This window comes from Maribacter aestuarii, assembly GCF_027474845.2.
GTDB classification, from domain to species: domain Bacteria; phylum Bacteroidota; class Bacteroidia; order Flavobacteriales; family Flavobacteriaceae; genus Maribacter; species Maribacter aestuarii.
Window position 1 is genome coordinate 3,531,360 of the sequence record NZ_CP107031.2, and the last position, 13,268, is coordinate 3,544,627.

8 protein-coding genes, 1 tRNA gene and 1 pseudogene are annotated in these 13,268 nt (G+C 38.1%); 5 read left to right on the top strand and 5 right to left on the bottom strand.

The genetic code is table 11. The annotated features are described in order from the left end of the window. Nucleotides 1–47 precede the first annotated feature (47 nt). Nucleotides 48–3,235, top strand: a pseudogene (locus N8A89_RS16035) (cytochrome c biogenesis protein). Here the strand turns inward: N8A89_RS16035 and N8A89_RS16040 are convergent. Then, entirely contained in the window at nt 3,232–4,569 is a 1,338-nt protein-coding gene (locus tag N8A89_RS16040) for a M14 family metallopeptidase (protein WP_289644607.1), read from the bottom strand. The pseudogene N8A89_RS16035 and the gene N8A89_RS16040 overlap by 4 nt on opposite strands. Before the next feature lie 184 nt (nt 4,570–4,753). Here N8A89_RS16040 and N8A89_RS16045 point away from each other — a divergent pair, with 184 nt between their 5' ends. The 3 genes from N8A89_RS16045 to bshB1 are packed head-to-tail and all read left to right on the top strand — an operon-like array spanning nt 4,754 to nt 8,149. Then, nucleotides 4,754–6,160, top strand: a complete 1,407-nt coding sequence (locus N8A89_RS16045) for an MATE family efflux transporter (RefSeq protein ID WP_281543130.1) — start codon at nt 4,754–4,756, stop codon at nt 6,158–6,160. Nucleotides 6,161–6,204: 44 nt separating this feature from the next. Then, entirely contained in the window at nt 6,205–7,377 is a 1,173-nt protein-coding gene (locus tag N8A89_RS16050; protein ID WP_281543131.1) for a trans-sulfuration enzyme family protein, read from the top strand. Nucleotides 7,378–7,432: 55 nt separating this feature from the next. Further along, nucleotides 7,433–8,149, top strand: a complete 717-nt coding sequence (bshB1, locus tag N8A89_RS16055) for a bacillithiol biosynthesis deacetylase BshB1 (RefSeq protein ID WP_281543132.1) — start codon at nt 7,433–7,435, stop codon at nt 8,147–8,149. On the opposite strand, the gene N8A89_RS16060 is transcribed toward bshB1, so the two are convergent. Both N8A89_RS16060 and N8A89_RS16065 read right to left on the bottom strand, forming a co-directional pair. After that, entirely contained in the window at nt 8,100–9,314 is a 1,215-nt protein-coding gene (locus N8A89_RS16060; RefSeq protein ID WP_289644608.1) for a sensor histidine kinase, read from the bottom strand. The genes bshB1 and N8A89_RS16060 overlap by 50 nt on opposite strands. A gap of 119 nt (nt 9,315–9,433) precedes the next feature. Beyond that, nucleotides 9,434–10,228 (bottom strand): tetratricopeptide repeat protein, encoded by a 795-nt coding sequence (locus N8A89_RS16065; protein ID WP_289644609.1) that lies wholly within the window; start codon nt 10,226–10,228, stop codon nt 9,434–9,436. A gap of 464 nt (nt 10,229–10,692) precedes the next feature. Here N8A89_RS16065 and N8A89_RS16070 point away from each other — a divergent pair. Next, nucleotides 10,693–10,768: transfer RNA gene (locus N8A89_RS16070), tRNA-His, on the top strand. Nucleotides 10,769–10,903: 135 nt separating this feature from the next. Here the strand turns inward: N8A89_RS16070 and N8A89_RS16075 are convergent. Continuing rightward, nucleotides 10,904–12,469 carry a M28 family metallopeptidase gene (locus N8A89_RS16075; RefSeq protein ID WP_289644610.1) on the bottom strand — a complete coding sequence of 522 codons (1,566 nt, stop codon included), beginning with the start codon at nt 12,467–12,469 and terminating at the stop codon, nt 10,904–10,906. A 56-nt stretch (nt 12,470–12,525) separates the two neighbouring features. Next, nucleotides 12,526–12,957 (bottom strand): YybH family protein, encoded by a 432-nt coding sequence (locus N8A89_RS16080; RefSeq protein ID WP_281543135.1) that lies wholly within the window; start codon nt 12,955–12,957, stop codon nt 12,526–12,528. Nucleotides 12,958–13,268: the final 311 nt, after the last annotated feature.

A 13,268-nucleotide genomic window follows, 5' to 3' on the forward strand; every position in this document is an offset into this window, starting at 1 on the left:
AGGTAAAAAGGTGGTATTTTTGCAAGCTGAAAACCAATGTTTTTCACATGTCGGAAATATTCAAGAAAATTTTCTTTTCCACCCGCTTAATGGCCATTCTTTTCATTGTTTTTGCCACGGCCATGGCCTTCGGGACTTTTATTGAGAGTTGGTACAGTACGGAGACGGCCAGAATATGGATTTATAATGCCACCTGGTTTGAAGTCATCATGGTATTTTTCGTCATCAATTTTGCAGGTAATATTTCTAGATACCGACTTTTACGATGGGAAAAATGGCCTGTTTTAACCTTACACCTCTCTTGGATCTTAATTATCATTGGAGCTTTTGTGACCAGATATATAAGTTTTGAAGGAATGATGCCTATACGTGAGGGTAAAACCGAGAACGTTTTCTATTCCGATAAGACCTATTTAACCGTTAATGTGGATGGTGAAATTGACGGTGAACCTAGAAGGAAAACGCTTGAAGATGATTTAATCGTCACCTCAGAAGCTATAAAATCTAACCTTCCATGGAAATCTGATTTTAACGGCCAATCCTTCACAGTTTCTTATGTTGATTTTATAGAGGGTGCAAAAGAGGGTTTAATTCCTGATACGGAAGGCGAAGCCTATCTGAAAATAGTTGAGGCCGGTGATGGTCAACGCCACGAGCACTTTTTAGAAGACGGAAAGGTAGCTAGTATACATAACGTTTTATTCGCACTGAACAAAAAAACGGACGGTGCCATCAATATTTTTACGACAGATAGTTTGTATCAGATAAAATCTCCGTTTCACGGGAGTTTCATGAGGATGGCAGACCAATTTCAAGGTACACTAGCCAAAGATAGTTTGCAAAACCTCCAACTAAGGTCACTTTATAATACCGCAAACATGCAGTTTGTAATTCCGGATTCTTTGGTGCAAGGTTCTTATGGGGTTGTCGAAATACCTGACAACGAAAAAACTGAAGTAGATTTTGATGCCTTGATCATGGAGGTTGCTTCCAATGGAGAGACAAAGAAAGTTAAGGTTTTGGGAGGAAAGGGAGGAACGGATTATTCCGATAAATTTACCGTTGGTGGTTTGGATTTCACGCTACGCTACGGATCAAAGGTGCATGAATTGCCCTTTGGTATACAGCTAAATGATTTTATCGCCGAAAAGTATCCGGGGACAGAAAAAGGATATGCTTCGTTTATGAGTAAAATCACCCTTAAGGATGAGCGTCCTTTTGATTATGATATTTATATGAACCATGTTCTGGACCATAAGGGGTATCGCTTTTTTCAATCGGGTTTTGACCCGGACGAAAAAGGTACAACACTTTCCGTGAATCATGACTCGTGGGGTACATGGATAACCTATATCGGTTATTTTCTCTTGTATATAGGTCTAATGGGCATCATGTTCTTTGGAAAAACGCGGTTCAAGGATTTGGCCAAATCTTTGGATAAGCTTAAAAAAATAAGAAGAAGGTAGTAACAACCATAGCGCTATTGGCAGGGTTAGTGTTTCCGTCCGTGGCCCAAGAACACTCTGTAGACGATGGTCATGACCATCAGGCGGCTCCCACTGCACAACAGTTGGATTCACTGCTGAACGCAACCATAGTTGCTAAGGCCCATGCGGACAAATTCGGTAAACTGGTAATACAGGATGAGGGTGGCCGTATGAAGCCAATAAATACATTTTCCTCGGAATTACTACGCAAATTGAGTTTGAAGGATTCCTACATGGGATATAGTTCAGATCAGGTTTTTCTTTCCATGATGATGAATCCTGCCCTGTGGTACAATACGGAGTTTATAGCTTTGGATAAGAAAGCGCAAAATGACAGTATTCGGAAAATCATAGATATTCCGCTAGGTCAGAAATATGTGAAGGCAACGGACTTCTTTGATCAAAAAGGGAATTACAAACTGGAGCCCTATCTAAGGGATGCTACTGCTACGAATAATCCGAACAAATTTCAACAGGATTTCAAGGATGCCCATATTCGTATTAGTCTCTTAAACCAAGCATTGGGCCAGCAAATAGTGAAAATTTTCCCTTTGTTGAACGATGAGAATAACAAATGGATTTCAGCTGTGGAATTTAGGGGCGGTCAATATCAGGTCTCTGATTCCCTTTATGCTAATTTTGTTAAAAATGCAATGCCCTACTATCTAATGACGTTGGGCAAGGCGCAACAGAGTGGTGATTATACTGAAGCAGATAAATTGTTGGCGGCTTTTAAACAGAACCAGGAAAACCATGGGAGTGAGGTTTTACCTTCTGAGAATGAAATAAACACAGAGGTCATTTATAATAAGCTGGATATATTCAATAGACTATATCAATACTACGCTTTGGTAGGGGTTTTAATGTTTTTCGTATTGATTTTCCAGATTTTTAAAGATCGAGAAATCTGGAGGGCTGGTGTATACTTTTTTAAAGGGGTTATTATTCTCTTTTTCCTATGGCATACCGCCGGACTGGTGTTGAGATGGTATATTTCGGGACATGCGCCTTGGAGCGATGCCTATGAAAGCATTCTTTACGTCTCATGGGCCACTATGGGAATAGGCCTGGCCTTTGGTCGGAAAAATGACATGACCATAGCGGCTTCTGCATTTGTTTCTTCAATGTTACTCTGGATAGCCCATCAAAGTTGGGTGGATCCTTCTATAGCTAATTTGGTTCCTGTTCTGGATAGTTACTGGCTCATGATTCATGTGGCCGTTATAGTAGGAAGCTACGGTCCTTTAACCGTTGGAATGATTTTGGGAGTCGTTTGCTTGGTGCTGATATTACTTACGACCAAAAAGAACAAAAAGAGAATGGATATCAATTTGAAGGAATTGACCATTATCAATGAACTGGCCATAACCGTTGGTCTCATTATGTTGACCATAGGAAACTTTCTAGGAGGTCAATGGGCCAATGAGAGTTGGGGTCGTTATTGGGGTTGGGATCCGAAGGAGACCTGGGCTTTGATTTCCATTATGGTTTATGCCTTTGTCATCCACACCAGATTGGTACCTGGACTCAGAGGAAGGTGGACTTTTAATTTCTTAAGTGTCATTGCTTTTGGAAGCATAATGATGACCTATTTTGGTGTTAATTTTTACCTTGTAGGCCTACATAGTTATGCCAGTGGAGCGCAAGTAATTACTCCATCATTTATTTATTATACCGTTGCCGGAGTTTTGGCCCTTGGAGGATTAAGTTATTGGCGATATAAAGTCAACTATTCCAAATCCAACTAATTCATAAGAAGTTTCATTAATTCTTCTGCCGCAACTTTACCTTTTTCTTTTAGAAAATCTCGCGGTGTATTGTCTCCCAACTCAAAAACTATTGCGGGCATGTTGTGGTTTACATAAAAATAATTACGAGAAACCATAGTCGGATGTATAGTGGTTGACGGTTTAATATTGGTCTGTTTCTGAGGTAAACGGTTGCTAATACCATCAATCCAATCAAATACAATTTGCCCTTTTTCTCCAGTAACGGTACTATCAATGGGATAATAAATATCGTCCCAAGTAGAGTGAAAGTCCGCACCAAAAACAAATTCGTAGCCTTCTGCACTTTTTTTGTTAAGAAAGTTTTGTACACTTTGAGTTTCGGGTTGATTAAAATTTTCCCAGTCCCGATTCAAATCTATACCGCCCATATTGTGGCGCCAATGTCCGTTGTCAACTCCATCGGGATTCATTAAGGGCACTACGAAAACGTCAAATTCCTCTCTAAACGCAATGGCTTCAGGGCTTTCTCCACTTAGTGTTTCTATAAAGGACTTCATTGCCAAAAATCCGGTGACTTCAGGAGGATGTTGTCTGGAAATAATCATGACTGCCTTTTTAGTAGTAGCATCTTCCTTAATTTCCATAAGGTGCATCGGTCTTTTTTCTGAACTTCTACCTATTTCATAATTGGAAACGAAACGCTTTACGGACAAAGAATCAATCCAGCCCCTCACCCGTTTGGAGGTATAGAGTTCCTGAGCAGAAATCCATAAAGGTTCTTTCCCTATTTGCAACTTTAATTCTACAAACTCAGGGGCAGCATTTATTCCAAAATCACCTTCCCCAGGATTCAGAATCTCAATTTGCGCACTATCCAGTTTTTTAAAATTAAGTCCGTCCCTACTGATTTTAGGATAATACCGGCTCCTCGAATCTTGGTAGGATAATTTAACGGTGATTTCTCTGGGATTTTCCGTCCATACTTTGAAAGCATACCAAGGACTTACGTTAATCGGGGTATTCTCGGCAGTAATCCAAATCGTGTAATGGTCGTTACCATCTTCAGCAATGCCATTAAGTCGTGCCCCATCAAAATCGTTGGAAAAAAAAGTTTCGTTGTTAAAAGTCCATACTCCTTTCCATTGTTTTTGTACTGGTCTGTTTGTTGTTGGGACTACTGGGCTGGGAGCTTGACCTTGATAACCAGTTGATTTAGTATCTACAATTTTCTCCACGGATTTTGCAGTATTCTTACATGAAATACATAAGGATAAAAAAAGAAAGGCCATGAATACTCTTAATAAGCTTTGGCGATAGTCCTTTATAAAATCAGAAATGTCGTAAGCGGTCATAGGCAATGAATATTTAAAAGAATTTCTAAGATATTATATTTTTTTGCATATTTGCTTCATTATGAAGCTCTAGAAATTTATGTTACTTGCAAATGTCATTGCCACTAGGCTATTTTCTTAACCGATATTACTACTTCGGTTAAGCAGACATTTACACACTTTCCACTAACGTAATTTCTATAGAATGAAATCACTTATAAAATCAATACAAAAGTTTTTAAAATATTTCTGGATAGCTATTTCGGGTCAGGAATCGGAATTTACTACAGGTAGCATTCGAAAGGCCATTTTTATGCTTTCCGTACCCATGATTTTGGAAATGCTCATGGAGTCCATTTTCGCTTTGGTGGACATTGCCTATGTTTCACAGGTCAGCGTTAATGCCGTAGCAACCATTGGGCTAACGGAATCGGTCGTAACCTTGATATATGCCGTTGCCATTGGACTGAGTATGGCGGCGACGGCCGTAGTTGCTCGTAGGGTAGGAGAGAAGGACCTTAATGGGGCCAAGGAAGCTGCCGTACAGGCCATAGGATTGGGAATATTGGTTTCGCTGGTCGTTGGGTTTTTCGGATTTATTTATGCCAAGGATATTTTATCCTTAATGGGTGCAGAGCCCGACCTTATTGCCGAAGGATATGGCTATACCAAGTTACTTTTAGGGGGCAACCTGACCATCATGTTACTTTTCCTGATCAACGCTATTTTTCGCGGTGCCGGTGATGCCTCAATTGCAATGTGGACCTTAGTACTTTCCAACGGACTAAACATAATTTTGGACCCTATTTTCATTTTTGGATGGGGATTTGTCCCCGAGTATGGTGTTATGGGAGCTGCTATAGCGACTAACATAGGGCGCGGAACCGCCGTAATTTTTCAAATGGGCATTCTATTTTTTGGATGGAGTAGAATTAAGTTGGCTTTTAGGGATTTGATCTTAAATGTAAAAGTGATGTTGAACCTGATACGGGTTTCCCTTGGAGGAATCGCCCAATTTCTTATAGGTACGTCCAGCTGGGTATTTTTAATGCGTATGATGTCCGAATTTGGAAGCGAAGTCCTAGCAGGTTATACGATCGCCATTCGTGTTATGCTTTTTACTTTAATGCCTTCTTGGGGAATGAGTAATGCTGCGGCAACATTGGTGGGGCAAAACTTGGGGGCTGAAAAACCCGAACGCGCTGAAACATCGGTTTGGAAAACAGGGAAATACAATGCTTATTTTATGGGAGCCGTCTCGTTAGTGTACCTGTTTTTTGCCAAAGAGATTGTGGGGTGGTTTAATAGTAACCCCGCGGTAATCGAAAATGGAGGCCTTTGTTTGCAGATAATTGCGGCAGGTTATATCTTTTATGCCTACGGTATGGTCGTGACCCAGGCTTTTAACGGTTCTGGAGATACCCGCACCCCTACTAGAATTAATTTAATTGCTTTTTGGCTTTTTCAGTTGCCATTTGCCTACTTGGCAGCTTTTTATTTCAATCTGGGAGCGCTTGGGGTGTTTTTGGCCATAACCTCAGCGGAAATCTTGTTGGCTATTATTTCCATTATTCTATTTCGTAAGGGAAAGTGGAAAACCTTTAAGGTTTAGTGTAATTCCGTACCTTTAAGTATTATTTTAAGATAATAATAAGTATGAAGAAAAAAGGATTAAATACCATCTGTACGCATGAGGGAGAGCTAATTGATGAACAACATAAGGGGGCTATTTCACCACTATATATGAGTACTTCTTATGCATTTGACGATGTTGATATTAAAAGGTATCCCAGGTATTTTAATACGCCTAATCAAGAAGGGCTATGTAAAAAGATTGCAGCTTTGGAACATGCGGAAGATGCGCTTATATTCGGTAGTGGTATGGCAGCTGTTAGTACTGCTCTTATGGCATTTTTAAGGGCAGGGGACCATGTAGTGTTACAGCAAACTTTATATGGTGGCACTTATAATTTAGTTACAGAGGAATTTAGTAAATATGGTATAACCTACTCTTTTACCGAAGGATGGGAAACCAAAGATTTTGAGGCTAAAATCAATAAGAATACCAAGGTTATTTATATAGAAACCCCTTCCAATCCGTTACTGACTATTACCGATTTAAAACGTGTTGCCCAGCTCGCGAAAAAGCATGGAATAATTTCTATGATCGACAATACTTTTGCCAGCCCGGTCAACCAAAACCCTATCGACTTTGGAATTGATATCGTCATCCATAGCGCTACTAAATATATGGGGGGACACTCGGATATCTGTGCAGGAGCCGTTGCTTCATCCAAGGAAAATATGGAACGTATTTTTCATTTAGCTAAGAATTTTGGAGGTAGCTTAAGCGACTATACGGTTTGGTTATTAGAGCGAAGCATAAAAACTATGGGATTGCGAGTTAAGGCTCAAAATGCAAATGCCATGGATATGGCAAATTTTCTAAGCAATCATAAAGACATTAATGCGGTTAATTATCCAGGATTACCTATGCATAAGGGCCATGAGATTGCAAAAGAACAAATGCGAGGTTTTGGTGGTATGCTCTCCTTTGAGCTTAAATCCTATTTAGACCCCGCCTTATTCCAAAAATCGTTAAAACTTATTAAATCTTCCATGAGTCTTGCCGGTGTAGAGAGTACCGTATTATCTCCCACACAAACTTCTCATGCTTTAATGAGCCCAGAAGTAAGGGCGGAACAAGGTATTGCCGATGGACTGATTAGGTTTTCCTTGGGAATTGAGGAAATAGAGGATATAAAAGAAGATTTAGAGCAGGCATTGGAGATTGTAAAGAGTAAAGCTTCGGTTACTTCCAATACCTAAATATTCATTATAGTTTACCACGAAAGCCTTATTACAAAATCAACCACATAAATCAATGAAATTAGATATACTAGTATTTGGGGCTCATCCAGATGATGCCGAACTTGGAGCCGGAGGCACGATTGCGAAAGAAGTATCAAGGGGTAAAAAGGTAGGGATTATAGACCTTACCCGTGGCGAGCTAGGAACTAGAGGTTCTGCTGAGATTAGAGATAAGGAAGCTGCCGCAGCAGCAAAAGTATTGGGAGTGATAGTGCGGGAAAACTTGAAATTCAGGGATGGCTTTTTTAGAAACGACGAGCATCATCAAATGGAAATCATAAAGATACTGCGCAAGTACAGGCCAAACGTTGTGTTGTGCAATACCATAGAGGACAGACATATAGACCACGCAAGAGGTAGTGAACTGGTTAGTAATTCATGCTTTTTAAGTGGTTTAATTAAAATTGAGACCCAACTTGATGGTGAAGATCAGGAGGCATGGCGACCCAAAGTGGTGTACCACTACATACAATGGAAAAATATTAAACCTGATTTTGTTGTTGACATTAGTGGTTTTATTTCAAAGAAAACAGATGCCATAGAAGCTTATGCTTCCCAATTCCATGATCCCGATAGCGATGAGCCGGAAACTCCTATAAGTAGTAAAACGTTTATAGACAGTGTACATTACAGAGCACGAGATTTAGGAAGGTTAATCGGTCAAGACTATGCCGAAGGTTTTACAGCGGAACGGCTGTTGGCCATTGATTCCCTAGACGCTTTGATTTAAGCACTTTTCTTGTACTTTTTTTAGCCTTTGGGATGGTAAAGTAAAAGCTGGAGCCCTTGTTCTGGGCACTATTCACCCAAATAATCCCATTATTTTTTTCAACCATTTCTTTACATAGCGCTAGTCCTAATCCGGTACCTTTTTCATCATTAGTGCCGTAGGTTGTATGCGAAGAGTTTTTACTGAATATTTTACCCATCGTCTCCTCATCCATACCAATACCATTGTCCCTAACGTAAATTTCCCATTGATTCAGTTTTTCAGTTGCACCGATGGTAACCATTCCTTTTTCTGGAGTAAACTTTAAGGCATTACTAATTAAATTTCTTATAATAATGTCTAACTGATCTGAATCTGACCAAGTCAATGTATTTGGTTCTACTCTGTTTATCAGTTTTATTGATTTGTTCGATGCTATTTCGGACAATAGTGCTATGTTTTCTTCAACAATATTCTCTAAAGGAGTGATGCAGGGTTTGGTACTAGAACCGTTCATTTGAGTTTGACCCCAAGACAATAGGTTGTTCAACGTAAATGATATATGATCTATATCTGTTTTTAACTTAGGGACGAAACTCAAGAATTCGTCTTTAGACATTTCACCCTCCTTAAAAAGTTTAATAAGCCCTTGAAAAGCTCCAATAGGTCCACGTAAATCGTGTCCAATAATCGAGAAAAGTTTATCCTTGGTATGGTTTACATCTTTTAAATGCTCTTCTTTTTTCTCAAGATCCTTTGTTTTGGATATTAATTCTACATTTAATTTTTTCTGAATTTCAGCATTTTTTCTAATAAGCATTGTTATTCCTAAGAATATTAGCAAAATAAAAAGTGCTATGTAAATGTAAACTTTTTGTTTTGCCAGAGCCTTTTCATTCTCTAAGATCAATTGTTTTTTTTGTTGGTCATATTGTATTTTGGTCTTTAACATGGTAAGACCTTTTTCATTCTCATTTTTTGATAGTTCGTTTGTAACTTCTTGATAACGTTCGTGATACATTAAAGCAGTTTCAAAATTACCCTTAGCCTTGTTTGATGAATGAAGAATTTTTGAAGATTCCTGTATGCCAGGTTTATCTTTTATCTTTAAGGCATAATCGTATGCCTCTAGCGCATAAACTTCGGCAATACTATCCTTTTTAAGTCCCAATGAAGCTTCCGCCATTCCATTGAGTAATGTTATCTCGGATCTTTTGTCATTTAAACCATTATATAATAGGCGACTTTGGTTATACCAATACATAGCCCAGTTATACTTCTCTCTCTTTAAATATACTTTACCCTTTATTTGATACGCGTAGGCCAGCCAATCAATAATTTTTTTTCTTCAAATATTTTGATACAGCTATTGGCATTATACATGGCATGGTCCAGTTCGCCCATATCCGCAAAGGCCGAAGCCATATTACTCATAGTTTCTGCCATAAATACAGGGTTGCCAATTTCTTTATTAATTGCCTTTACCTTTTTATAGAAAACCATTGCTTGGTCATAATCTTTGAGTGATATGTACAGATTGGCAATATTTTCGTTAACTACGGAAAGTATGTCTTTTTCGTCAGCTTTCTGTGCGAGCTCCACTGTTTCTAAATATTGCTGCAAGGCTTTGGAATAGTCGCCTAAATATTCGTATTCTCTAGCAAGATCACCCTTGGCTTTCAACAAAAGTTTGGAGTCTTCCGTCTGTGCCGCTAATTGCATAGCTAATTGAAATTTTTCAATGGCAAGGGTATGTTTGCCTTTATCCGAATAGTAGAGGCCTAACGTAGAAAATGCTTTTGTTTTTCCTTTTGTGTAGTCTGACTTCTGGCTTAAATCCAAGGCATTCTTCGATAAAAGAAAAAGGCTGTCTAAATTGTAATACCGAAGTTCTGTTGCGAGTTCTAGTAAATTTTTTATATGCAGTGTATCCTGCTCATTAAAGTGATTTTGTGCTCTATGTATATTAATTTCATTTAGAAGACTATCACGAATGTCCAGTTGGGAATATAAAATGGTATTTGTAAAAACTAGACCAAGAACAAATGTGAATAGCTTATTTCGTGCAAATCTCTTTTTTGATAATAAAATTGAACTCACGAACATTTCTTACTGATCTATTATAAATATTAAAAGTAACGTAACTGCTCCATTGTTCAATAATTATTGTTGTGAAACTCACTTTTTTGTGTGTTTTGTCTAGCTAATCGTGCATTTCATCGATTTTTAAGGAAGTATTGAAGTAGATTATTACCCAATTAGCAAATGTAAATGAAAAATGTCCCCCGTTATAAGATATTCTCTCTTGTAGGAAAGGAAATTATCACTATAATCCTCTTATCATCGGAACTTTTATTGGCAACAAGGAGCCATTATTCTTTTTAAGCATTTCTATACAAAAAGTTAAACTCAAACACATAACTCATTTGTTAAATGAAATGCCGTTGAATGTCCTAATTTAGCTAAAAATTAAAATTCAATTATATCCAAATATTTTATCCAATTCAAAAATATTACTTGCTAGGAACTCTGAAAAAAATTACCTTTGCCATCGCTTCTAAAATGGTGGTTGTAGCTCAGCTGGTTAGAGCATCGGTTTGTGGTACCGAGGGTCGCCGGTTCGAACCCGGTCTTCCACCCATATAGCGATTAAAGCGAAAAGTCCTGGATTTTTATCCGGGACTTTTTAATTATCACTTATTAATAATTTCTTTGTAATCAATAAAAAAAGCCTCCCGAAGTAGAAAGGCTTTTATTTAATTGTTTGACAGTAGTCTACTTTGCAGCTTTGTCAGCTATAATTCGCTGTTCTTTGTTGGCAATTTCCCAAGCGGTGTAAAATATTAAACGTGCCCTATTTTCTAATAGGTCATAGTTAATTTTATCCGGGGTATCCCCAGGTCTGTGATAATCGTCGTGTGTACCATTAAAATAAAAAATTATGGGGATGTTGTTTTTTGCAAAATTGTAGTGATCACTTCTATAGTAAAAACGATTGGGGTCGTTCTCATCATTGTACGTATAATCCAATTCCAGATTGGTGTATTCTTTATTTACGTCTTCGGATAACTCGTGCAGTTCTGTACTTAACTTATCCGACCCGATTAAATAAATATAATTTCTGTCGCCTTCACGTTTCGGGTCTATTCTACCGATCATATCGATATTAAGGTTGGCAATGGTTTGGTCCAAAGGGAAAAGAGGCTCAACATCCGTATAATATTGTGAACCTAAAAGTCCTTTTTCTTCTCCGGTTACATGAAGAAAAACGATGGAACGCTTCGGACCATTTCCGTCTTCTACCGCCTTTTTAAAAGCTTCCGCGATTTCCAACAATGCAACCGTTCCTGATCCGTCGTCATCCGCTCCGTTGTTTATTTCGCCACTTGCCGACACTCCAATGTGGTCCAAATGGGAGGAAATAACCAAATACTCGTTTGGTTTTTCGGAACCTCTAATAATTGCTACAACATTTTCTGATTCCACGGCATCATTTGAACTTTGAAAGTCTAGTGCTATTTCCGTTTCGATAACTTTTTTTTCACTATCATCATTAACATTGGGGAAAATGGCTTCGGCCATAGCCTCATCAATAAAAATACTGGAAAAGTCACCATCCTTGTCATTTTTTAAACTCATTCGACCGCTGTCATTGGTCCTCATGTAATCAAACCTTCTTTTGAAGCGGCTAAAATTCTCTGGGTCATAGTACAAAATTCCTTTGGCACCTTTATCTACTGCTAGCTGTATGCGTTTACTTAAGGACTCCGACATATTACTCCATATAGAGGCTTCATCAGTTCCGGACAGTTTGTATGTTCCATCAGTATTTTTAGGCTCTCCAGATTTTACTAAAATTAGCTTGTCTTTTAAATCCATTCCCTCATAGTCAGAATATTCATCTTCCTCTATGCCGTAACCGACGTACACAACTTCATTAAAAATGGAATTTGCAGAATTAAAAGTCAAAACGTGTTCCCCAATCAAAAAATCCTTATTATCTACTGTAAGTTTCCCAACAGGCAACTTACTAATCTCTAGAGGAACAATCTGAAAATAATCATTGTCCGACTTTGCCGCAGGGACATCTAATTTTTGGTATTCCGATTTTAAATATTCTACTGCCTTCTTTTGACCGGGCTCACCGGTTTCCCTTCCTTCAAAATCATCTGAAGCATAGATGTATAAGTGTTCTTTCAGTTCATCTTCGGTAATGGTTTGCGCGTAGGTTTCTGATGTAATTTCAGGCGCTTTTTCTTGTACTTCTGGGCTGGATACTGTTTTTTGGGAGGAATTACAAGCCCATGCCAGCCCAATGATAATAATTAGTGTCTTTTTCATCGTATTTAGTAATCAAAATTTTCCAAAAATAAACAAAACTAACCTAGCTTTCAGTATCAACAGGAAGAATCGGCCACAATCTTCCATTTGCCGTTAATCCTTTTAAAAATAATTAGAAAAGTACCTTTTGCATCTCCGATTTCACGGGTAAGGTGGTACTCTCCCATTACCCAGTATGCACTTTCATTAATTTGCGCTATATCCGCTATTTTAAACTCTAGCTTGCCGGATTGTGCCTTTGTAGGGTATCTGAGCTTATAATTATCCAAAGTATTTTGCCATCCTTTATTCAGATTACCTCCGCTGTAAAATTTTAAGGAATCGGAACGCCAATAACCCTCCATAAATCCCTCAAGATTATAATTGGACCAGGCTTCTTGTTGCTTTAATAGTATTGATGTGATTTCTTCCCTATCACTAATTTCATCGTTGCCTGAATTACAAGAGAGGAACAGTATTAAAAATAAAAGGGATACTAAGGATTTCATAAAAATGATTTTTAATGTAGTGAATATACAAAGGATTGCATTATTTCTATATTTTCAATTTAGGCAGGCAAAATACACAGTGTCATAATTTTGTGAAACAATATTTACTGGATTCAATTATCTTTAAGGAGGGAATAAGGAGAACTCTAGTCAAAGAATCATCTTCTATTGGCCCTTATTAAAGCTTAAAACTAATTGTATTCATTTGTAAATTTTGAATTTTTGGAGAATAGCTTGGTCAAACACAGAAAAATTGAGTTCGATGAGAATTAAAAAATCGAAAAAGTCACATCGAGGATAGCGGTTGAAAA

Excerpts from the sequence above, each read along its gene's own strand:
- N8A89_RS16040 (WP_289644607.1), bottom strand. The coding sequence starts at position 4,569 with ATGACCGCTTACGACATTTCTGATTTTATAAAGGACTATCGCCAAAGC.
- N8A89_RS16045 (WP_281543130.1), top strand. The coding sequence starts at position 4,754 with ATGAAATCACTTATAAAATCAATACAAAAGTTTTTAAAATATTTCTGG.
- N8A89_RS16050 (WP_281543131.1), top strand. The coding sequence starts at position 6,205 with ATGAAGAAAAAAGGATTAAATACCATCTGTACGCATGAGGGAGAGCTA.
- bshB1 (WP_281543132.1), top strand. The coding sequence starts at position 7,433 with ATGAAATTAGATATACTAGTATTTGGGGCTCATCCAGATGATGCCGAA.
- N8A89_RS16060 (WP_289644608.1), bottom strand. The coding sequence starts at position 9,314 with ATGGCGGAAGCTTCATTGGGACTTAAAAAGGATAGTATTGCCGAAGTT.
- N8A89_RS16075 (WP_289644610.1), bottom strand. The coding sequence starts at position 12,469 with ATGAAAAAGACACTAATTATTATCATTGGGCTGGCATGGGCTTGTAAT.
- N8A89_RS16080 (WP_281543135.1), bottom strand. The coding sequence starts at position 12,957 with ATGAAATCCTTAGTATCCCTTTTATTTTTAATACTGTTCCTCTCTTGT.